This is a genomic window from Chelativorans xinjiangensis, from assembly GCF_009812055.1.
Lineage (GTDB): Bacteria > Pseudomonadota > Alphaproteobacteria > Rhizobiales > Rhizobiaceae > Chelativorans > Chelativorans xinjiangense.
The window spans coordinates 1-21877 of the sequence record NZ_WQNH01000066.1 but is presented as its reverse complement, the minus strand read 5'-3'; the positions used below and the strand labels follow the sequence as shown (position 1 = coordinate 21877).

The 21877-nt window shown below is 61.3% G+C and carries 13 protein-coding genes and 5 pseudogenes; 14 read left to right on the top strand and 4 right to left on the bottom strand.

The window, feature by feature from the left end:
* Window positions 1–1226: 1226 nt before the first annotated feature.
* The 5 genes and pseudogenes from GM910_RS24670 to GM910_RS24645 form a co-directional block, all read left to right on the top strand.
* The gene (locus GM910_RS24670; protein ID WP_159593000.1) at window positions 1227–2903 is read left to right on the top strand and encodes a glycine/sarcosine N-methyltransferase; all 1677 of its coding nucleotides are present in this window, start codon (window positions 1227–1229) and stop codon (window positions 2901–2903) included.
* Window positions 2904–2990: 87 nt separating this feature from the next.
* The gene (gene metF / locus GM910_RS24665) at window positions 2991–3869 is read left to right on the top strand and encodes a methylenetetrahydrofolate reductase [NAD(P)H] (protein ID WP_159592997.1); all 879 of its coding nucleotides are present in this window, start codon (window positions 2991–2993) and stop codon (window positions 3867–3869) included.
* Between the two features lie 13 nt (window positions 3870–3882).
* Window positions 3883–7625: pseudogene (metH, locus tag GM910_RS24655) on the top strand (methionine synthase).
* A 40-nt stretch (window positions 7626–7665) separates the two neighbouring features.
* On the top strand, window positions 7666–8850 hold the full coding sequence (gene metK, locus GM910_RS24650; RefSeq protein ID WP_159592988.1) for a methionine adenosyltransferase: 1185 nt from the start codon (window positions 7666–7668) through the stop codon (window positions 8848–8850).
* 32 nt (window positions 8851–8882) lie between these two features.
* A pseudogene (locus GM910_RS24645) lies at window positions 8883–9221 on the top strand (adenosylhomocysteinase); the annotation flags it as partial.
* Window positions 9222–9239: 18 nt separating this feature from the next.
* On the opposite strand, the gene GM910_RS24640 reads toward GM910_RS24645, so the two are convergent.
* Window positions 9240–10186, bottom strand: a protein-coding gene (locus GM910_RS24640; protein ID WP_425482729.1) for an IS630 family transposase whose coding sequence is annotated in 2 segments (ribosomal slippage) — window positions 9240–9838 and window positions 9838–10186 — 948 coding nt in all. Because the reading frame shifts where the segments join, the coding sequence is not laid out codon by codon here.
* A 120-nt stretch (window positions 10187–10306) separates the two neighbouring features.
* Between GM910_RS24640 and GM910_RS27465 the strand changes: the two are divergent.
* Window positions 10307–10462: pseudogene (locus GM910_RS27465) on the top strand (IS630 family transposase); the annotation flags it as partial.
* A 66-nt stretch (window positions 10463–10528) separates the two neighbouring features.
* Window positions 10529–10661, top strand: a pseudogene (locus tag GM910_RS24635) (ABC transporter permease); the annotation flags it as partial.
* A 103-nt stretch (window positions 10662–10764) separates the two neighbouring features.
* On the opposite strand, the gene GM910_RS24630 reads toward GM910_RS24635, so the two are convergent.
* The 3 genes from GM910_RS24630 to GM910_RS24620 are packed head-to-tail and all read right to left on the bottom strand — an operon-like array spanning window position 10765 to window position 12470.
* Window positions 10765–11229, bottom strand: a complete 465-nt coding sequence (locus GM910_RS24630; RefSeq protein WP_159592982.1) for a universal stress protein — start codon at window positions 11227–11229, stop codon at window positions 10765–10767.
* A 30-nt stretch (window positions 11230–11259) separates the two neighbouring features.
* Window positions 11260–12234, bottom strand: coding sequence for a TAXI family TRAP transporter solute-binding subunit (locus GM910_RS24625; protein WP_159592979.1), 975 nt, complete (start codon window positions 12232–12234; stop codon window positions 11260–11262).
* Window positions 12219–12470, bottom strand: a complete 252-nt coding sequence (locus GM910_RS24620) for a twin-arginine translocation signal domain-containing protein (RefSeq protein ID WP_159592976.1) — start codon at window positions 12468–12470, stop codon at window positions 12219–12221. The genes GM910_RS24625 and GM910_RS24620 overlap by 16 nt, the downstream gene beginning before the upstream one ends.
* A 337-nt stretch (window positions 12471–12807) precedes the next feature.
* Between GM910_RS24620 and GM910_RS24615 the strand changes: the two are divergent.
* The 7 genes and pseudogenes from GM910_RS24615 to GM910_RS24585 form a co-directional block, all read left to right on the top strand.
* Window positions 12808–13089, top strand: a pseudogene (locus GM910_RS24615) (IS110 family transposase); the annotation flags it as partial.
* A gap of 249 nt (window positions 13090–13338) precedes the next feature.
* On the top strand, window positions 13339–13626 hold the full coding sequence (locus GM910_RS24610; protein ID WP_159592973.1) for a hypothetical protein: 288 nt from the start codon (window positions 13339–13341) through the stop codon (window positions 13624–13626).
* 406 nt (window positions 13627–14032) lie between these two features.
* Window positions 14033–17881, top strand: a complete 3849-nt coding sequence (locus GM910_RS24605; RefSeq protein WP_159592970.1) for an ATP-binding protein — start codon at window positions 14033–14035, stop codon at window positions 17879–17881.
* A 47-nt stretch (window positions 17882–17928) separates the two neighbouring features.
* Complete coding sequence (locus GM910_RS24600) at window positions 17929–19056, top strand: YcaO-like family protein (protein WP_159593003.1); 1128 nt, start codon at window positions 17929–17931, stop codon at window positions 19054–19056.
* 8 nt (window positions 19057–19064) lie between these two features.
* Complete coding sequence (locus GM910_RS24595) at window positions 19065–19841, top strand: TfuA-like protein (RefSeq protein ID WP_159592967.1); 777 nt, start codon at window positions 19065–19067, stop codon at window positions 19839–19841.
* A gap of 81 nt (window positions 19842–19922) precedes the next feature.
* Complete coding sequence (locus tag GM910_RS24590) at window positions 19923–21140, top strand: gluzincin family metallopeptidase (protein WP_159592964.1); 1218 nt, start codon at window positions 19923–19925, stop codon at window positions 21138–21140.
* Window positions 21137–21769 (top strand): hypothetical protein, encoded by a 633-nt coding sequence (locus tag GM910_RS24585; RefSeq protein ID WP_159592961.1) that lies wholly within the window; start codon window positions 21137–21139, stop codon window positions 21767–21769. The genes GM910_RS24590 and GM910_RS24585 overlap by 4 nt, the downstream gene beginning before the upstream one ends.
* Window positions 21770–21877: the final 108 nt, after the last annotated feature.

Sequence of the window (21877 nt, the reverse complement as noted above, 5' to 3'; positions counted from 1 at the left end):
GAAACCGTCGGGCCTTTCCTGCGGAAATTTGGTGATTCCTCCAGTAATTTCAGCAGCTTACCGTTTATGGACGGGCACTAGACTAGGCTGTAGTGACAATCTAACGGCTCGAGGCTTCTCAGCGCGCCGGCATTGAGCATCGCGCCCACCCGCTCAAGTGCTGCGACGACCATCGCCTACTGCCAGTCGGGTAAAGCTTCGAATTGTTTTGGGAACGCCTTCTGCAGAGGATCGGGCGCAGCCTCCAGAAGCGTGCGCCCGCCTCCATCGGCGACGTCCAGACAACGCGTTTGTCGCGCTCGCTGCGTGTGCGCGCGACGAGGGCTACTTCCTTCATCAAGTACGGGGCTGTAAGGATGGAGCGTCTGAGGCCGACCATTGTTAACCCTCTGTCGGACACCCTTACCTTCACATGAGGGCCTCAACTTTGAGGCCCACCGCCTTTCACCCCGGAAAGCCGTCCTCAAGCCGACCAACCCGGAACCCTTTCACTCGTAGGGCCGCGACGGCCTCGAACTAAAGAACGCTGTACGGCCCATTGCGGTAGGCCACGATCTCCTGCTCCTTCGGCAGCTGCCAGAGACGCTTCTCCATCTCTTCGAAGGGACATTGAGCGCCCAGTGGGGATGGAAGAGATTGAAATTCTTCCTCCGACCGAACATCGAGAAGCGTCACCATCCCGTCTCGCTATAATGACACGAGTTCCTCCCGTGATAGAGGCGCAAGGGCATCGTGAGCGCTGAAGTAATCGCCTATCATCTGGCGTATTCGGTTAGTTCCGTTCGCCGAAGCAGCCGAGCGCCTTGAGCAGAGCCACCGCGTTGCCAGAACGGCGGCACAGTGGGGTGTTTGCGACTGTCCTGGAAATCCGATGATACACAACGGATGTGTGCGGGCCGGTCACACCGCCGCGCCAATCAATTTATTTCGTGAGTCGAAATACATAACTTTCACGAATCTTCGTCAACGGGCCTTGTTTTTTGGCATCTCTTTCCTGTATCGAGTCTTCCTAGGCAGCGTCCAGGAGCGGAACGCTTCGCAAATCGAACTATGTGGTGACAGCATCTTCCGGGGCGGGAACGTTCCGGGCCGCGTCGTGGGCCTTCCGCCCCGCTGACCATCCGGCCACCGCCGATCTGAAATTGTGCCTTTGGCGCCTGCATTCGCCGCAAGCCGGGTCGGAGCGACCCGGAGGTCCGAACACGTCAACGAAGAGAGGAGACGTCATGTCCGATTCGAGTGCGATGAACGTGGAGCTTACCCTGACCGACCAAGTATACAGCGGCGACCCGCTTAAGGATCGTGAGACCGACCGGTATCGGAACGAGTACGTGATGAGCTTCGTCAAGAAGTGGGACGAGCTGATCGACTGGCGCGCGCGCGCCGAAAGCGAGGGCCAGTTCTTTATCGACGTGCTGAGAGCCCGCGGCAAGGAGACCGTGCTCGACGTGGCGACCGGCACCGGCTTCCACTCGGTGCGCCTGACCGAGGCCGGCTTCAACGTGACCTCCGCCGACGGCTCGGCGGCAATGCTCGCCAAGGCGTTCGAGAACGGCCAGGCACGCGGCCTGATCCTCAAGACCGTGCAGGCCGACTGGCGCTGGCTCAATCGCGACATTCAGGGCAAATACGACGCCATCATCTGCCTCGGCAACTCCTTCACGCATCTGCACGAGGAGCAGGACCGCCGCCGCGCGCTCGCCGAATTCTACGCCGCGCTGAAGCACGACGGCGTCCTGATCCTCGACCAACGCAACTACGACACCATGCTCGACGAGGGCTTCTCCTCGAAGCACAAGTACTACTATTGCGGCGACAAGGTCAGCGCAGAGCCCGAACATATCGATGATGGCCTCGTGCGGATGCTCTACAGCTTCCCCGACGGGGCACGGTACACGCTGAACCTCCACCCGATCCGCAAGAATTACGTCCGCCGTCTCTTGTCCGAGGCCGGTTTCCAGCGCGTGCGTACCTATGGTGACTTTCAGGATACCTACGCGGAGAACAATCCCGACTTCTTCATCCATGTGGCCGAGAAATCGACGATGCCTCTCGGCGCCCGCGAGCCGGGCGAGACGGATGTGCGTGACATCGCCGAGAGCTACTACGACAGCGAAGACGCCGACACCTTCTATTCCACCATCTGGGGCGGCGAGGATCTGCATATCGGTATCTATGAAAACACCAAGGACATCCGGGTCGCGAGCGATGAAGCCGTCGATTGCATGGCGGCCGTCGTTCCAGGCCTCGACGAGTCAACGCGCATCCTCGATATCGGCGCTGGCTACGGTGGGTCGATGCGCCGGCTGGTGCGAAACTACGGCTGCACGGCGACGTGCCTGAACATTTCCGAGACGCAGAACGACTACAACCGCGCCAAGACGCGCCACGCGGGCCTCGCCAAGAACATCGGCGTCGTCCACGGCGTGTTCGAGGTCATCCCCGAGGCCGACGCCAGCTACGACGTGGTGTGGAGCCAGGACGCGATTCTGCATTCCGACCAGCGCGACAAGGTGCTGTCCGAAGCCTGGCGCGTGCTCAAGCCGGGCGGATATTTCGTCTTCACCGATCCCTGCCAGGCAGACGACGTGCCCGAGGGCGTGCTGCAGCCCGTCTATGACCGGCTGCAGCTCAGCAGCCTCGGTTCGTTCCGCTTCTACCGCGAGGCGGCGGAGGCGTGCGGCTTCGAGGTGCTGCGCCAGGAGGAGATGACCCATCATCTCCGCACCCACTACGAGCGGGTGCGCGAGGACCTGATCGCCAACTACGACAAGCTGCGCGAGGCCGGCGCTTCGGCAGCCTATCTCGACAAGATGGCGGTTGGCCTGGAGAACTGGGTCAAGGCGGCCGATGACGGCCACCTGTCCTGGGGCATCCAGCTGTTCCGCAAGCCCGCCGCGTGATCTGGGGGACGGGCGGCGCGCGCCGCGCGCCCGTCGCCCGCCCCTCGCCGCTTTCAAGCTCACAGAGAAAAACACGGAGCAATCCGCATGGGCGGGCATCTCCCCGAACACCCCATCACCGTCTCATTCGAGCTGTTCCCGCCGAGAACCGAGCGGGGCATCGACAATCTCGGCCGCACCGTCGCCCAGCTCGCCAGCGCCGGTCCTCAATACTTCTCGGTCACCTACGGCGCCGGCGGAACGACGCGCGACCGAACAGCGCGCGTGGTCGACATGGTACGCCGGCGCACCGGGCTGCCGGTCGCGCATCACCTGACCTGCGTCGGCGCAAGCCGTGCCGAGATCGACACCCAAGCGCAGCGCCTGTGGGAGGCGGGCGTATGCAAGATCGTGGCGTTGCGCGGCGACCTGCCCGAGGGCCAGGCCCTCGCCACCGACGGCTATCGCGACGCGGCCGAACTGGTGGCGGGCCTGCGCCGGGTGGCCGATTTCGACATCGCCGTTGCCGCCTATCCGGAAGTGCATCCCGAAGCGGCCGGCGCGCAAAGCGACCTTGACAACCTCAAGCGCAAGCTCGACGCGGGCGCGTCGCGGGCAATCACGCAGTATGTTTTCGACACCGACACGATCCTGCGCTTTATCGACCGTGCCCGCGCCGCGGGCATTGAGGCGCCGATCGTGCCCGGTATCATGCCGGTCGCCAATTTCGCCAGCCTCAAGCGGTTCTCGGAAGGCTGCGGCGCCTCGATCCCCGACTGGATGGAGGCGATGTTCGACGGGCTGGACGATGCGCCCGACATGCGCGCGATGGTGGCGGCGAGCCTTGCCAGCGAACAGTGCCGCCGTCTTGCGGCCGAGGGCGTTACGGACTTTCACATCTACACCCTGAACAAGCCAGATGTGAGTCTGTCGGTCTGCCGCGCGCTGGGCATGCCTACGCGGATCAGCGCCGACCGAGCCGCATGAAAGGACGGAGCCAATGACAGCCGATATCGAAAGGCACGCCGTCGAGCGCATCCTCGTGCTCGATGGCGCAATGGGAACGATGATCCAGCAGGAAAAGCCGGACGAAGCAGTCTACCGCGGCGAGCGCTTCCAAGATCACCCTGTCGACGTCGGCGGGAACAACGAGCTTCTCAGCCTGACCGCGTCCGAGATGATCCGCGGCATCCATGCCGCCTTCCTCGAGGCCGGCGCCGACATCCTGTGCACCAACACCTTCGGCGCCAACGCCATCAGTCAGGCCGACTATTCCATGCAGCACCTGGTGGCCGAGATGAACGCCGAGAGCGTGCGGCTGGCGCGCGAGGCGGCCGATGCCGTGGCCACGCCCGACCGGCCGCGCTGGGTCGCCGGCGGGATCGGGCCCACGAACCAGACCGCCTCGATCAGCCCCGACGTGAACGATCCGGGTTTCCGGAGCGTGACCTTCGACGACCTCGCCCAAGCCTATGGCGAGGCGGCGCGGGCGCTGATCGAGGCGGGAGCGGATCTACTTCTGATCGAGACGATCTTCGACACGCTGAACGCCAAGGCCGCGATCCATGCCGTCGAATCGCTGCGTGACGAAGGTATCGCGGTGCCGCCGCTGATGATCTCGGGGACGATCACCGACCGGTCGGGCCGCACGCTGATCGGGCAGACGCCCGAGGCGTTCTGGGCGTCGATGAGCCATGCGCGCCCGTTCTCCGTCGGGCTCAACTGCGCGCTTGGCGCCGGCGAGATGCGCCAGCACATCCGCACGCTGTCGCGGGTGGCCGACACCCGCGTCAGCGCCTATCCCAATGCGGGCCTGCCCAACGAGATGGGCGGCTACGACGAGACGCCCGAGGATACCGCCCGGCACCTGGGCGAATGGGCCGAGTCCAGCCTTGTCAACGTCGTCGGCGGCTGCTGCGGCACCACGCCTGCGCATATCGCGGCCATCGCCGAGGCGGTGAAGAACAAGGCGCCGCGCGCCGTTCCGCCGAAAGTGACGCGGATGCGGCTCAGCGGGCTCGAGCTGTTCGAGGTATCGGGCGTCGAGGCCCGGCATGAGGGCGCCGCATGACCGGGATCGCGAATTTCATCAATATCGGCGAGCGGACCAACGTCACCGGCTCGGCGAAGTTCAAGAAGCTGATCATGGGCGGCGACTATGCCGCCGCGCTGGACGTGGCGCGCCAGCAAGTCGAGAACGGCGCACAGATCATCGACGTGAACATGGACGAGGGGCTGCTCGACTCGGCCGAGGCGATGACGACCTTCCTCAACCTCATCGCGTCGGAGCCCGACATCTCCCGGGTACCGGTGATGATCGACAGCTCGAAATTCGAGGTGATCGAAGCCGGGCTGAAATGCGTCCAGGGCCGCTCGGTCGTCAACTCGATTTCGCTCAAAGAGGGCGAAGAGGCGTTCCTCGAGCAGGCCCGGACCGTCCGCCGCTACGGCGCCGCCGTGGTCGTCATGGCCTTCGACGAAAACGGCCAGGCCGAGACCGCCCGGCACAAGTTCGACATCTGCAAGCGCTGCTACGCCCTTCTCACCGAGAAGGCCGGCTTCGACCCCTGGGACATCATTTTCGACCCCAACATCTTCGCCGTGGCGACCGGGATCGAAGAGCACAACGACTATGCGGTGGCTTTCTTCGAGGCCACCCGCATGATCAAGGAGGCGATGCCGCACTGCCATGTTTCGGGCGGACTGTCGAACGTTTCGTTCAGCTTCCGCGGCAACAATGCGGTGCGCGAGGCGATGCATTCCGCCTTCCTCTACCACGCGATCCCGCTGGGACTGGACATGGCCATCGTGAACGCCGGCCAGATCACCGTCTATGACGACATCTCAGACGTCCTGCGCGAGCGAGTCGAAGACGTGCTTTTGAACCGACGCGACGACGCGACCGAGCGGCTTATGGAGATCGCCGACCAGTTCAGGGGCTCGGGCGAGGCGGCGAAGAAGGAAGACCCCAAGTGGCGCGAGCAGCCGGTCGAGAAGCGGCTGGAGCACGCGCTCGTCCACGGGATCACCGATTTCGTCGTCGCCGACACCGAGGAATGCCGCCTGAGGGCGGACAAGCCGCTCGACGTGATCGAGGGGCCGCTCATGGACGGCATGAACGTCGTCGGCGACCTCTTCGGCGCCGGCAAGATGTTCCTGCCACAGGTGGTGAAATCGGCCCGGGTGATGAAGACCGCCGTGGCGCATCTCCTGCCCTACATGGAGGAGGAGAAGAAGAGGTCCGGCGACACCTCCGCCAAGGGCAAGGTGCTGATGGCCACCGTCAAGGGCGACGTCCACGACATTGGCAAGAACATCGTCGGCGTCGTATTGCAGTGCAACAACTACGACGTGGTCGATCTGGGCGTGATGGTCCCGACCGAGGACATCCTCGCCAAGGCGCGCGAGGAAAAGGCCGACATCATCGGGCTTTCAGGCCTCATCACCCCCTCGCTCGACCGCATGGTCGAAGTCGCGGCCGAAATGAAGCGGCAGGGTTTCGACATCTCTCTTTTGATCGGCGGCGCGACCACATCGAAGAAGCACACCGCGCTGAGGATCGCCCCGGAATACGAGCACGGCGTGATCCATGTCGACGACGCCTCGAAGGCGGTCGGCGTGGTCTCGCGCCTGCTGTCGAAGTCGGCCCGCGCCGACTATCTGGACGAGATCGCGGCCGTGCAGGAGCGGGTACGCGCGGCGGCCAGCCGCGGTGGCGACCGCCCGACGATACCGATCGCCGAGGCCCGCGCGAATGCCTTCAACGGCGGGTGGGAAAGCTACACCCCGCCGGCGCCACAGACGCCCGGTCTGACCGTCATCGACGACATGCCGCTCGAAGCGCTGGTCGGCTATATCGATTGGACACCCTTCTTCGACACCTGGGAGATGCGCGGCAAGTTCCCCGCCATTCTCGACGATCCCGACAGGGGCGCTGTGGCGCACGAGCTTTACGGCAACGCCACGGCGATGCTCAAACGGATCATGGCCGAGGGCTGGTTCATGCCCCGCGGCGTGGTCGGACTCTGGCCTGCCAATCGCGACGGCGACAACGTGATCGTGTGGACGGGTGAGGATCGAAGAGCCGAGGCGGTACGCCTGCCGCAGCTTCGCCAGCAGGGCCGCAAGTCGGGTGACAGGCCCAACATGTGCTTGGCCGACTTCGTGGCGCCAAAGGGCATTGACGACTGGATCGGCGGCTTCGCCGTGACGGCGGGTGCCGGGGTTCACGAATTCGCCGAGCGCTTCAAGGTGGCGGGTAACGACTATGACTCGATCTTGGTCCAGGCGCTGGGCGACCGCCTCGCCGAGGCCTTCGCCGAGGCCCTGCATGCCCGCGTGCGCCGCACGCTGTGGGGCTATGCCGCGGACGAGGCGCTCGACAACGAGGCGCTGATCGCCGAACGGTATCGCGGCATCCGCCCCGCGCCCGGCTATCCGGCCTGCCCGGACCACACCGACAAGCGCACCCTCTTTTCGATGCTCGATGCGCCCCGTCACACCGGGATCGAGCTGACCGAAAGCTGCGCGATGTGGCCGGCCTCGGCGGTGTCCGGCCTCTATTTCGCCCATCCCGGCGCCCGCTATTTCGGTATCGGCCGGATCGGCCCCGATCAGGTGGCCGACTATGCCCGGCACAAGGGCATGGATCTGGCCGAGGTCGAACGCTGGCTGGCGCCGAGCCTCGCCTACGTGCCCGACCGTAGCGGCGCGCGGGACGAACCCGAGCGCAAGATCGCCTGACCACGACCACCCATTCCAACGCGAAAAAGAGAGGAACGAGATGAGCGACAACACCTGGCTTTTCACCAGTGAATCCGTGTCCGAGGGGCACCCCGACAAGGTCTGCGACAGAATCTCGGACGCTGTGCTGGACGCCTATCTGGCCGCAGATCCGAACTGCCGCGTCGCCTGCGAAACGCTGGCCACCACCGACCACGTCACCATTGCCGGCGAAGTTCGGGGCCCCGACGAGGTGCGCCAGCATGTCGAGGAGATCGCGCGCCGGGCGATCAAGGACATCGGCTACGAACAGAAGGGCTTCTCCTGGAAAACCTGCGCCGTCAACAACCTGCTGCACGAGCAGTCGGCCGACATCGCCATGGGTGTTGACGAAGGCGACAAGGGCGAGGAAGGCGCCGGCGATCAGGGCATCATGTTCGGCTATGCCTGTAACGAGACCGACGAATTGATGCCGGCACCGATCCAGTTCTCGCATCGCATCCTGCGGCTGATGGCCGAGGACCGGAAGGCGGGCAAGCAGCCCAAGTTCGGCCCCGACGCCAAGAGCCAGGTGACGCTCAAATATCGCAACGGCAAGCCCGTCGGGCTCGACACCGTCGTCGTCTCGACCCAGCATGCCGAGGGTCTCAGCCAGGATGAGGTGCGCGAACTCGTCAAGCCGTATATTGCCGCCGTCTTCCCCGAAGGCTGGTCAGTGCCCGACGACCGGCTGATCGTGAACCCGACCGGCAATTTCGTCATCGGCGGGCCGGACGGCGACGCCGGCCTCACCGGCCGCAAAATCATCGTCGACACCTATGGCGGCGCAGCACCCCATGGCGGCGGCGCCTTTTCCGGCAAGGATCCGACCAAGGTGGACCGTTCGGCAGCTTATGCCGCCCGCTATCTTGCCAAGAACGTCGTGGCCGCGGGCCTCGCCGATAAGTGTCAGATCCAGCTTGCCTATGCCATCGGCATGCCGGAGCCGGTCGCGCTCTATGTCGAGATGCTCGGTACGGGACGCGTGGACAATGACAAGCTGTCGTCGGTCCTGCGCGAGATGGTGCGCCTGACCCCGCGCGGCATCCGCGAGCATCTGGATCTTCTCAAGCCCATCTACGCCCGCGCCGCGGCCTACGGCCATTTCGGGCGCGAGCCGGACGCCGATGGCGGCTTTTCCTGGGAGAAGACGGACCTGGCCGACGAGTTGGGGCGCACCTTCGGCGCCACCCAGGCAGCCGAGTAACCGAAACGCCCCAATCGGAAAGGTGAACAGACATGAACAAACCTGAGACATTCACCCCCGAGAATTGCGCGATCCGCGACATCGCGCTTGCCGACTACGGGCTTCGCGAACTCGACATTGCGGAGACGGAGATGCCTGGGCTGATGGCGCTTCGCGCGGAATACGGAGCGTCGAAGCCGCTGAAGGGGGCGCGGATCGCCGGCTCCCTGCACATGACGATCCAGACGGCGGTTCTGATCGAGACGCCGGTGGAGCTTGGCGCCGAGGTCCGCTGGGCATCGTGCAACATCTTCTCGACGCAGGATCACGCCGCGGCGGCGATCGCGGCCAGCGGCACGCCGGTCTTTGCGGTCAAGGGCGAAACGCTAGAGTTTTCGGAATAAGTTGGGTCACGCATCGTAGCCGGCATTGGCGAAGAAGTTCTCGCATTCCTTTGGTTCGAAGCGATCGATCGCGAGGCGCACAGCGTCCCACAGCTCTGGAATTGAACGCGCAGCGACCTTTCGCAGGAAGGCCTTCAACTTGGCGAAGGCCATCTCGATTGGATTGAAGTCCGGCGAGTAGGGCGGAAGATAGCGAAGGCATGCGCCCGTGGCCTCGATGATCTCGCGAACGCCGGCCACCTTGTGAGCCGGGAGGTTGTCCATCACGACGACGTCGCCGGGCTGAAGCGTCGGCGCAAGGACGCGGCGCAGGTAGACCAGAAACGCTTCGCCATCCATCGCACCGTCGAGAAGCCAGGGAGCGGCGATCCCGTCGAGGCGCAAGCCCGCCGTGAAGGTCGTGGACTTCCAATGCCCGTGAGGCACGGCCGCCCGGCAGCGTTCGCCGCGCGGCGAGCGACCCCGAAGCCGCACCATCTTTGTGTTGAGGCCACTTTCGTCGATGAAGATCAGGCGGCTCGGGTCGAGATCGAGTTGTCCGTCGAACCAGTCTTCTCGCGCCGCCAGAACGTCCGGGCGCTGCTGTTCGACCGCATGCGCTGTCTTTTTTTATACGTGATGCCGCGCTTTGCGAAGAACTCGTGCACCGTCGTCACGCCTGCTTTGACCCCGCGCTCGGCCTCGAGACGCTCGGCGATCTCGGCAAGCGTGATGTCCCGCTCGTCGGTATCCACCGGGGCGAGAATGAACGCCTCGTGCGCGTCCAGCTTCGAAAGCTTCGGCTTGCCCTGCCGGCCAGGCTCCAGCCTGCCGCTCGATCGCCACTCGCGATACCACGCGCCAGACGTCGATATCCCGATCGAAAACCGCCGCGCCGCTTCCCGGGTGGACAGTCCTTCCTCTATCGCCTCGACCACACGCTTTCGCAAATCCACCCCATAGGCTCGCGCCATCCGTCGCTCCTTCCGCAAATCACTTCGATCAGGGAATCAGAGCTAGCCACTCAATGCAAACTCGCGACTCCGAATTTGGCAAAACCGCTCTAGAGGAATACTGGGACTATTGCGACCGCATACATGCGCGCCAACTGGCTCTCAAAGCGCGTCTTCGACACCTATGAGGCGATCATCAACGCCGCTTGCGAGGCCTGGCAGAAGCTCCTCGCAAGTCCACAAGCCATCACCTCGATCGGAATGAGGCGCTGGGCGCATGTCGGTCAATCATCATGACCGCTGGTATAAGTATATCGTATTAAATATTAAGAAAAATAGAGGATCATATAGGCGTCATAGGCAGTGGCTTATGGACTGTTTCGCACATCGCTTGGCCTGGCCGTGCGCATGACGGGCGAAAATCCACATGGAGCGGAGGCGCGTTTTTGGCGCTCTCTGCCTTCAACAGCTTCTCCCCACCATGGTGCAGGGACGCTGGCGTGCTTTGACGCGTGGCCGTCGCGCCAATAAGCGATGAGGTTACGGTTTTCACCTCCGGGCACGGGTCGGAGCGCGCTTAGGCGCGCGCAAATTTGCGATCAATCCTCGTCGATATAGCGTACGACATGGACCGAGCAGTCCGCATGCCGCACGACACGCGCGGTTGTCGGGCCGAGCAGGTAACCCTTGAGAGACCTCCTCAACGCGGCCATGACAATCAGATCGGCGTCGATGTCGGCCGCGGTTTCGATGATCTGCTCGAACGGGTTGCCGCTGTCTACCAGGATTCTCGGAGCAAGGTCTTCCGGGATGTTGCTGGCACAGATGTCCTTGAGCCGCTCCTCGGCCAGCCGCATGAGGTCCTTCAGGTCGTACGCTTCAGAACCACCGGTCTCGCCGCGTATGGCGTAGCGCCAGTCCATGCCCGCAAGAAAATCCGGCACGACGCTTAGAATATTGATCTCAGCGTCGAGCATCCGCGAAAACTCCACGGCAACAGGCAGCGCTTTTTGCCATGAGCTGTTGTGCTGAACGTCGATCGGAACAAGAAGCCTGTGATACATGGCTTTTGCCTTTCAAGTTGAGCGTGCGTATCACGCGCCGCCAGATTTGCGGGCCTGCCTGCGGCGTACACTGACGGGCTGCTTGCGCACGTAGAGGTACAGGAAAAAGACCATCAGGCAGATCGCCAGAAAGTTGACCACCGAATATGCGGTCGACGGATTGATCGGCTCGGGTTCCGGCTTTGGCCTGGGTGCAAGTATCGGCGAGACGGGGATAGCCGGGTCGATCGTTTCCCGGCTTGGCAGCGCCTCGTTGAGCGCCGTTACGGTCTTGCTGGTCAGCGGCAGCACTTCGCCGACCGCCGCGCTCCCCGGCCCGGCGGTTCCGATCGGATCGGCCGCTGGAACCGGGCCGGCAAGCACAACCTGGGCGCCGATCGAGTCGACGGGTCCGGTCATGTTTGGATAGGTATCCTCGTTGATGCGTGTCAGCCGCAGGAACGGGAATCGGATCAGATTGTTGCCCTCCTGCCATTCAGGCAGTCTGATAAGACGCAGATCGTCCGTCTGCATCTCGCGCACGATGCGCGGATGACCGATTTCGGCCATGAACAGGACCGCATTCAGTTCGCCATTTCGCAGAGCGTCGATTTGCGCATCGATCGGCGATTCCACATCACCGGGAGCTGGAATCACATCGGCTTCTGTATGTCCCAATCCGGCCAGGAGGATACGGGCAACATGCTCCGAGCCGCCGCCAGCACGCGCGACGCCGATGCGCTCTGCATCGTTTATCGACGCAATGTCGCTATCATCACGCGTCAGGATATGAACCGTGTCGTAACCGATCACCCCGACCGCCTGCATGCCCTCGCGCCTGACCGGGAACACATCATCGCCCAATTCGAAGAAGGCAGAGGTGTTGACGACGGCCATGCGGACTTTCTTGTCCAGCAGCGCCTCTGCCGGTGTCGGCGTGTTGAGAACCGAGAGCGCCCGGCCGGAGAACGCTTTGCGCGCCGCCGACAAGGCTGTCGCGCTTTGTCCGCTCAGCGCGTCGGCCACCCTTCGAGATTTTGCGCGCGATAGTCGCGGGAGAAGGTCTTCTCGCCGGTCACCTTGGCGATGGCATCAAGCCGGTATCGTGGCTGACCGGACGCATCAAGCCAGTCGGGGCCGGGACGAGGAGGCTTCTGCAGCAATCGAGCTTCAGCTGGCGAGGTCAGGGTGGAGACATTGACCGCTACGCCCGTCGCGGCGCTTCCTGCGAGGAACGTCCTACGGGTTATCTGAGTGGCCATCGCACTCCCTCCGTAAAGTCGTCAAATGAAACAAGTCGCAACTGATCATTCTAGACCGATGGAAGAAATGCCGCCAATCGACTGCCTGGTGATTGATCACGTAGCATCGGCCAATCTTCCTCAGATTCTTGACTATGCGGTATCACTCGACGGACAAGTCTCTATTGTCGTGACGCTCCCACCTCCCATGGAAAAACTCAACCCGTAGCACTTTTTTTTTATTCAAAAGAAAAGACAGGGACGAATGAACAAAGATCCCATGCCGGTTGGTGGGTAGCGACCTGCGCTCTGGAAGAGTGGGGTTGCTGACCAACAACTCTGTGGAGGCCAATCATGCATGTTGCAGCCTATCGACCCGCGGCGCGCTATCCGCACCGATCTTGGCGCGATCTTTGCTTCTTTGGAGCTGAGTAAATCGAGCTGGCTGATCACGTCGCTGTCGCCGGCCAGTGGCGAGAAGATGTCGAAGCATGCGGTATGCGGCGGCGACGTCGTCGGACTGTTGGCGCACTGCACTCAGCTTCAGGACAAGGCGCAGGCGCGCACCGGGCGGCGCTTCGCGCTTGTCGTCATCCAGAAGGCGGGACTCGACGGCTTCTGGGTCCATCGTGTCTTGGAGCACCGGGAGTCGCCCGCAGCGAGCCGCTCACGGTGACGTGACGAGCGGAATAGGGTCGCCTATTTCCAGATGCTGGCGCGTTTTCTGACTTTATCCATTTCGCGGCTCCCGCGCCACTTTTCACGGATCGCTCACGCTCGATCAACGGTGCTTGCACGCTCGACATGTAGAACAGACCGTGCGGTCACAAGCAACGCAAATCAAGAAAGAATTTGACCGCGGTTCCTTACAGAAACACAGGAGATTACAATGAATAAACTTGCTATTCTCGCATCCGTTCTCGCTACACTTGGTGTGGGCAACGCAGCTGCTTTCGAAGCCGCGTGGGGCGTGGGTCCCAGCGAGGCGAACAGTATGCCTGCTCCGCGCTACCAGATGGCGCCCTCCGTCGACAGGACGGTCGTAACCGGTAGCGCCTACAGCTCCTACGGCTTTTCCACTGGTGCTGGCCGGAGCGGCCGCTTCTCGGCTGCGGATGGTTTTGGCCCCAGCGATGAGAACGACGAGCCCACCCCGCGCTTCCAAATCGCACGCTAGCGGTCGGTTCGACGCGCAACAGCAGCCCCGAACGGGGCTGCTGCTTTTGTTGTGCAAGAAATTGAGAGCTCGAGAAGGCAGCGCGTCGCGCCTTTGGACGCGGCTTCCGCTGACCGGGCAGGTCAATTCCCCATGTAACGCCTGCCGGCTTATCACGTCACGGAGGTGGGCTGCCGCCAGCAAAGTACGTCGAGAGCAATCCCGTCATCTTGGCATGCAGCGGTTCGCAGGCCAGAAGCGCTGACGTTCCAGTTGCACGTTTTTGTGTTAATATGTTGAGTGGGTTGCCTTTAAGAACGTGATTGTCGGCCCATTCGCCTTCTCTGGCGGAGTCATTGCGGCTTCGAGAGATTTTCTTGGGCGATCCAGATTTGCGTTCGTTACGCCGTACAGGCGGCTTCGCGCCATGAGCTACTATCTGCGTGTTCTTGGCGGCTTTGAACTGCTCCACGACGACACGCCCGTTTCGATCGCGTCCGCCAAGCAGCGCTGCCTGCTTGCCTCACTCGCCCTGGCCATACCGCACAGTTGCCATCGAGAGGTATTGGCGGAGCGCCTTTGGGGCGAGCGGAGTGGTGGAGGCGCTAGCCAAAACCTACGAACCGCGTTGAGCCAGCTGAGAAAGCAATTCGTCGCGGAACCAATGATCGGTGCCCAGCGGGAGGAAGTGTGGCTCCGCCCTGAATTGATCCAGGTCGATGCCTTGACCTTCAAAACACTTCTAGGAAGTGACGACCCGCAATCGCTTCGCGCTGCATCGGAACTCTACAGGGGAGATTTTCTCAGCGACGTCCGCATCCGGGACGGCGATGTGGAGCAGTGGATTTTCGATCAGCGCGGATGGTACCGGACGCGTGCCTTGGAAGTATTCGTGAGGCTGTCCGAAACTTCGCTTGCGAGCGGTGACCTGGAAACAGCCGTGCGGGAGGGGCGGCGCGCTGTGTTGTTGGACGATCTCGCCGAGGAGGCGCACCGTGCCTTGCTGAACGCCCTGCTTGCAGCCAATCGACGTGGGGAAGCAGTGCGGCATGCGAGGTCGATGTTGGAGTTGTTCGAGACCGCGCTCGGCGTCGCTCCCTCATCGGAAACAATGTCCGTCATCGAAAAGGTAAGCAAAGAACCCGGAATTCGCTCAGCTTTGAACGAAACAGCTACATCGTCAGTAGCCACGCCGGAGCCCGCACAGCTTCCGCCGGCCCAAGTAAAGCGTAGACTCATCGAGCAACGCATGGTCGTCGCTCTCAGTTATGAGATCATAGGCGTCTCTGATGCCGCCAACTATTCAGATGATGCCGGAGTTCTCGCGGATCTCATAGCTGATCTAAACCATCTCATCGGTGCGGTAGCAGAGGAATGGCTAGGCTTGGTTGGCGCTTCTGGCGCGGATCATGGCGTGATCTACTTCGGCGTCGAAGGGCAGACGGAGGATTACGCCAGCGATGCAGTTACGGCGGCCAACGAACTCAGCGAAGCAATCGCGAACTACCGTTGGTCAAGCCGCTCGGACCAGCGCTTCATATTCAGAGCAGCCCTCGACGAGAGCGTATCGCTGGTCTTTTCGACCGAGAGCGATGACGACCGACCCAGGGTTATCGGCCAAGCCGAGCTCAAGGCGCGCAGGATGCGTCATGCGGCCCCGATACCGGGTATACTGATAAGCGACAGACTTCGCGCGCGCGTCAGCAGTTATTTTAAATTCCAGCCCTACCGGGATCGCTCGCCTGCACGCGACCGGAACGAAGCCGATATTCTTTGGCAACTGATCATGCCTCGGCGCATACCCGATCGCTTTGAGGCGAGACAGAGACATGTTTTACCGCTGGTTGGCCGTCGTGGCGAACTCGATCTGCTGATAAACCGCTGGTCCGACACCCGCGATGGCCACGGACAAATTGTGATCGTGCGTGGGCAATCAGGCATCGGCAAGTCCCGATTACTTCATGATCTCCGCGGTCGTCTCAAGGCGTCGGGGGTGCGTCCCTGGCTGTTCCAGTGCACGCCCAGTGGGGCTCGTACGGCGCTTTCGCCGCTTGCGGGCATGTTTGCCGGTCGTCGACGCTGGCGGCAGCCGCCGAACTCGGTGTTCATGCGGGCCGTACGCCGCCTGGGCGTGCCGGATTCCGATCCTATCGAACAGCTGGGTTTCGCAAGCGGCATCATTCTATCCGGTGGCAACGATCCGCCGCTGTCAACGAAGGAAGCTCTGAGGCGCACACGAAGTGCAATCCAGGCGGCGATCGAGAGCCGTGCCAGGAGGGGCCCGGTTTGCCTTATAGTCGAGGATATCCATTGGGCCGATCCATCAACCCTTGCCGAGCTTGAAGCCCTGTCGATATGGATCACCGACAAGCCAGTTTTCATCGCTCTTACGGCGCGCGACGATTCGCTTCGTTCAATTTCGGACGCGAGCAATGCACTCGATCTGACGCTTCGGCGGCTCGGCCCTGCCGAAACACAGGCGCTTGCAACCTCCCTTTGGGAGATGACAGCCGATGACAGTCCGGCTCCGGAGCAGGTGGCCTTCATATCGGAATTCAGCGATGGCATTCCGCTGTTTCTCGAGGAACTGGTGCTGTGGCGGCTCCGGATGGATCGTAGCGTCGGGACCAGCCCGGCGCTGAAAAAGGATGCTTGGGACGATCCGGCGATGCCGCTCAATGATCTGCTCCTCTCCCGCATGAATGCTTTGGGAGAGGGGCGAAAGGTGGCTCAGATCGCCTCCGTAATAGGAAGAAGCTTCGACCTGGCGATGTTGCGTGAGGTGGTGGGCGACCTGCTGCCGGAAGAGAACCTGTCCGCCCTGCTGGCGCTCCTGGTCGACCAAAATGTCCTGCGACAGATTTGGCCGCCGCCGGATACCGAATATGAGTTCCGACACGCGTTGCTGCGGGAAGCCGCCTACAGCTCGCTTCGGGATACCGACAGGCGGGTTTTTCATCAGCGGGTGTTCAAACAGCTAGAGCAGCAAAAGGAAGAAGGATCAGTCACACGAGACACAGATCTGGCATGGCATTCCGAGCGCGCGGGCAATTACCGGACCGCCGCTGCCATTCTGGCCAGGGTGGGACGTGACAGCGCTGCCCGGTCGGCGATGGCGGAAGCGAGATCTACGCTTTTCCACGCCCTCCGACTGACCGAGAACATCGATGATATCGACGCCCGTGAACGCCTCCAACTTGAGATTATCGCCGCTCTCGGCCCGCTGCTGACCAGCCAGTTCGGCCCTCGGGACGAGCGAGCGCAGCAACTCTACGATCGTGGTATCAACATTGCTCGGCAACGTCCCTCCCATGAACTGGCTGAGTGGTTCCCGGTATTTTGGGGCTGGTGGTACACCGGATCGGATTTTCGCATCATGCACGATCGCGCCATACGCGTGCGGGAGATGCTTTCAGGGGTGGACGATCCCGAGGTCAAGCTACAGATCAATCACTCCATTTGGGCGATCGCCTTCAATCTCGGCCGGCACAAGGAAACCCTGGAAGCAATCGAGACTGGCATTGCACTTTATGACGCCGAACGCGCCGGGATTAATCGGACGCTGTTCGGTGGACATGACGCAAAAGTGTGCGGGTTAGGCCAAAAGGCCCTATCGTTGTGGCTGGTCGGCCAGACCGCGATGTCGGACGCTGCTCTCGCGGAAATGATCGGCTTTGTCGACAGCATCGGACATATTCCCAGTAAGGCACACTCGCTCGATACCGAAGCAGTGTCCGCCTTTTATCGCGGGGATTTCGACCATCTTGCTGAAATTGCCGTGCGGATGGGGGAGTTTGCGGCAAAGCATGAAATGGAGTTCCTCAATGGCCTGTCACTTCTGTTTGGTGGATGGACTAGAGCGCAGCTGAAAAAAGATATCGACCCCGGCCATGAGGTATTCTGCAATGGGCTCGAGGTCTTGGAACAGCTTGGATCGATAGGTGATCTTCCGATATATCTTTATATGCACTCCAAAATTCTTGGGCTTGAGGGAAAGTTGGACAAGGCCATTGCGGCCTTGGATTACGCAATCAGTCAAGCCAATGATACCGGGCATAACTATTGGCTGGCCGAACTCTATCGTCTCCGTGCGGAACTGCGCGCCCAAACAAGGGTCGATCCGAATCTGATCGTTCCGGATGTGAAGCTTGCATTGGCAATCGCGAGCGAGCAGGGCGCTGTCGCTCTCTTTGAACGGTCTGCCCGGTCAGCCAAGGATCTCGGCATTGCGCCTGATCTCTCCCAAGGGGGCAATGAAAATTGGATCGTTCCCTAGAGGAATTACGCTCGGCGCTGTCGGCGGCGAATTCATTCCCATTGTCGATGTCGCCGACGCACGACGATTTGGACTGCCTCCTTTCGCGGCTTCTACCCCTGTGCCGAAAGGCCCGGATCACCCGACTGGGGGACTTGACCGGACTGGACCGGATCGGGCTGCCCGTGGTTCAAGCCATTCGCCCGGGCGCTCTTTCAGAGGTAACAGCGCTGGGGAGAGGGCTTTCCGTAGCGGAAGCCGCTGTCGGCGCTGTTATGGAATCGCTCGAACGCTTCTTTTCCGAAATTATCCCACCGGACCGGATCTTTCTTGCTTCTGCCGGGGAACTCGGAATCCCCCAGGGTCTGTTTGAAAATCTGGCCCGACCCAGCTACCGGGGTGAATGGCGGGAAGTTCAAATTCCGTGGATTTTGGCGCTCGACGTATCTTCGGGCTCAACACAGCCTGTGCCCCTCGAACTCGTCCACACTTGCTACACCGAGTCGCCGCCGGCTGGTGACGGCGTTTTCCTGCGCACGACCACCGGTCTTGCCTGCCATGTGAGTGCGCCCGCGGCGTTTCTGCATTGCCTGTTCGAATGCATTGAACGGGACGCAATGGCGCGGGCCTTCGCCATGCACGGTTTTTTTGACCGTATGCGCCTTCGATCCTCGACACCCTTCAGCGGGAAAGCACAGAGGCTTCTGGATCTTGCCCGCGAAAACGGGCTTTCCGTCGCTTTCTGGTACGTGCCGTCCCCCACCGAGGTTCCGGTCGTATGGTGCCAGACGATAGAAACAGGTCCTGGTGAACCGACACTTGCCCTCCCAACCGAGGGCCATGCAGCCGGCCCAACGCTGGAGGCGGCCGCCTTTGGCGCCTTGCTTGAAGCTCTGGTGACCCGAGCCGCCGCAATCTCCGGCACACGCGACGACCAGACCAGGAGGCACTACCGTTCCGGCAATGACGCACTCGTCGCCCAGGCGCGCCAGCTCATTGCTGCAGACGTTGCTCCGATAGATCCTGCGACGATCGAAAATCTTGCCGCCGTGGACCTGGGCTCATTTGTCCAGCAGGTCGCCGTATGGGGATTGGGCCCGGTGCTCGCGGTGCCGGTCGGATCAGACAGCGAAAGCGGCGTTCACTGCATAAGGACGATCCTTCCAGCAGCACAGCCCTTCGCAGCGGTTCGGTGAGTAGTCAGATGGATCACCCGTCCACAAGCGGTCACATATCTCGCACCGACGGCCCCATACTGGTGTTTCTCGGCCCGACGCTCCCGCTTGCCGAGGCCCAGCCAGTCCTCGACGCCGTCTATCTCCGGCCCGCGGCACAGGGCGATATTGTGCTCGCCGCACATGCCTTCAGGCCGCTGGCGATGATCTTGATCGACGGGCAATTCGAGGATCGGCCTGCCGTCCGTCACAAGGAAATTCTATGGGCAATGGCTCAGGGGATCACAATGATCGGAACCGCCAGCATGGGAGCGCTAAGGGCCGCCGAGTTGCACGAGTTCGGCATGATCGGAGTCGGCTTGATCTATCGGTGGTACCGCCGGTGGGCTTTGGCCCCCGACGACGCGGTGGCGGTGCAGTCCGCACCAGCCGAGCTTGGCTTTCTTCCGCTGACGGATGCGATGATTGATCTTCAGGCAACTTTCTCCAGGCTTATGCGCGACAAACTGATCTCGCCTGAAGACCGGCGCAAACTCACGCAGACGGCGCGGAACATGAACTTTCGCGATCGCATCCTAAAGGCGGTACTGCGAAAGGCCGGCTGGGCGGACGATGCGTCGGATAGACTAATTGGCGGGATGTTCCGCCAAAAACAGCACGATGCGCTCGCAGCCTTGCAAATTGCGCCGCGTCTCATCGTATCCGGCCCGCCTCCCGTTGATTGGACTTGGCGCGCAACAAATACTTTTATTCGTGATCTAGAAGCGGGTGGTATTGACCAAACATTGTTGAATTCATACAGTTGATTTGCAATATATATTGATAGTTTCTTAGGTATATTTCGTAAGTAATTTGATAAAGCGTCAATAATGCTTTCGGTTGATGCTATGGCTGACGAACTACGTCCTCAGGCTTATCGGCACGCCGAACAAGGTGTCGGCACACGCTTTTGGATATATCCTCAAGCGCCATTTATTCCGGGCTATGAGCAGCCGGACCGTATATGGCTGCCGATACTGCCTGATGAGATCGGCGAGGGCCCCAGCGACATGATGATGTATGTCGCTGATCCTCTCTTCGACAAGCAGCCTTACGGCTCAACATGGTTGCCTCCGTTCGACGGCGCGCGGCGTGGACCTGTCCAGGCAGGCCCCGACCGCCATTTCGATCACCTTGATCCACAGGCGCGATCCTTTCTTGCGGTCCACGCCTATGCCTGCGTGCATTTCGTGCTTGGAATCTGGCAGAGCTACCTTGGACATCCCGTCCGCTGGTTCTTCGACCAAACCTTCGAGCGCCTCGAGATCGTTCCGTTGGTCGATTGGGAGAACGCGCAGGCGGGCTACGGATTTCTCGAGCTCGGTTATTCGCGCGTCGACGGCATCGACCGGCCCTACGCGTTGAATCTGGATACGATCGCTCACGAAGTCGGGCATTTGATCAGTCTGGGCGAGTTGGGGTTTCCGATCGCCGCGTCGCGCGACAGCGACTTCTTCCCGTTCGCAGAGGCGTTTTCGGATGTCGTCTCGCTGATCTCGTTTCTGCATTTTGATTCCGCGATCGACCGGCTGCTCCGGCGCACCAGGGGAAATCTCCTGCTCCACAATGAACTGAACCGGTTTGCCGAAACCAGTCCTGAAACACAGATCAGGCTTGCAACGAATTTTCGGCGAATGTCGGAGGTGACACAGGAGGCGCATGACCGTGCGCTTCCTTTCGTCGGCGCTGTATTCGACAGCATCGTGGAGCTCTATCACCGAGAATTGGTTCGAAACGGTTGCGCGGATCCGCGCCTCCTGGATTCCGATCTCCGTCAGTTTTCCCAGCATGATTGGGATGGATTTCGCGATTTGACGGGGGAAGCGTTCAGAACGCGGCCCCATCTTTTCAGGTCCGCGCTCATCTTTGCGCGCGATGCGGTTGGTCAGGCGCTGGCTACTTCGTTGGCCTCGCTGGATGCCAACTCGCTGCGTCTCGATAGAGCGGCGGAGGCGATCATCGTCGCCGCGGAAGGAGCTGCCGCCGAACGTCTGGAAGCCAACTTTCTTTGGCGCGAGATTACGCGCCCGAATATGAGCATGAGCCCACGAAGGAGAGGACCATGAGTGATTGTTACGCTAATCCAGGCGTTGGCCCAGAGTTCACGCAGGGACAAGGTGACTACAATTCCTTCAGACCTGGAGAGGTGCGTCTGTACGGCCGGCCGGCAGTTAGGGACGACGAGAATCTGACGGTCCAAGTGTCTGAATTAAAAAAGCTGCTTGAAGAAGGGGGGAAAGACATAACGGATTTGGTCAGACGCGACGGTGAAGAAAAGAGAGAAATTATAAAACTCATAGTAAGGTCAGCTCCTTCCAAAGATTCTGTGAAATCTAAAGAAAGTGAGGTTTCTGAAAACACACTCACAATATCAGACGTTGGGGCCCCACAAGTTGCGAGTATCGGTGTTATCTACGGCTATGCCTACGAAGGTCACTGCTATAAGCTGCCAAAGCCGCAGATCATGCTCTTGCCTGTGGAGCCGCACACTGTCGTTGAAGGAGACTGCGGCTACAAGCGCGAACTCGGTTATGCGGTCTGGCAGATCGACAAGCTGGAACGTGCAGTCGTGCTCGATGTGCGCTCGGACGACATCAAGACGCTTGTGCTGGATGCGAACACACCCGGCAGTCGCTCACCATTGGCTTACGCGCAGACTATGGCTCTTGCACCGCATCGGAGCGCGCGCGATTAAGGCCGTCCCAGCGAATGGGATGGCCTGCCCCTATGAGGTGGTCCAGTTTCAGTCTTAATGCATGATCGGCTTTCCGGCCATTGCCTGTGCAGATGGTGGTGCCGATCC

What these genes read in the sequence shown, in the direction of transcription:
- GM910_RS24585 (WP_159592961.1), top strand. Translation starts at nt 21,137, where the DNA reads ATGAGTGATTGTTACGCTAATCCAGGCGTTGGCCCAGAGTTCACGCAG.
- GM910_RS24620 (WP_159592976.1), bottom strand. Translation starts at nt 12,470, where the DNA reads ATGGCCACTCAGATAACCCGTAGGACGTTCCTCGCAGGAAGCGCCGCG.
- GM910_RS24595 (WP_159592967.1), top strand. Translation starts at nt 19,065, where the DNA reads ATGGATCACCCGTCCACAAGCGGTCACATATCTCGCACCGACGGCCCC.
- GM910_RS24600 (WP_159593003.1), top strand. Translation starts at nt 17,929, where the DNA reads ATGTCGCCGACGCACGACGATTTGGACTGCCTCCTTTCGCGGCTTCTA.
- metF (WP_159592997.1), top strand. Translation starts at nt 2,991, where the DNA reads ATGGGCGGGCATCTCCCCGAACACCCCATCACCGTCTCATTCGAGCTG.
- GM910_RS24670 (WP_159593000.1), top strand. Translation starts at nt 1,227, where the DNA reads ATGTCCGATTCGAGTGCGATGAACGTGGAGCTTACCCTGACCGACCAA.
- GM910_RS24605 (WP_159592970.1), top strand. Translation starts at nt 14,033, where the DNA reads ATGAGCTACTATCTGCGTGTTCTTGGCGGCTTTGAACTGCTCCACGAC.
- GM910_RS24610 (WP_159592973.1), top strand. Translation starts at nt 13,339, where the DNA reads ATGAATAAACTTGCTATTCTCGCATCCGTTCTCGCTACACTTGGTGTG.
- GM910_RS24590 (WP_159592964.1), top strand. Translation starts at nt 19,923, where the DNA reads ATGGCTGACGAACTACGTCCTCAGGCTTATCGGCACGCCGAACAAGGT.
- GM910_RS24630 (WP_159592982.1), bottom strand. Translation starts at nt 11,229, where the DNA reads ATGTATCACAGGCTTCTTGTTCCGATCGACGTTCAGCACAACAGCTCA.
- metK (WP_159592988.1), top strand. Translation starts at nt 7,666, where the DNA reads ATGAGCGACAACACCTGGCTTTTCACCAGTGAATCCGTGTCCGAGGGG.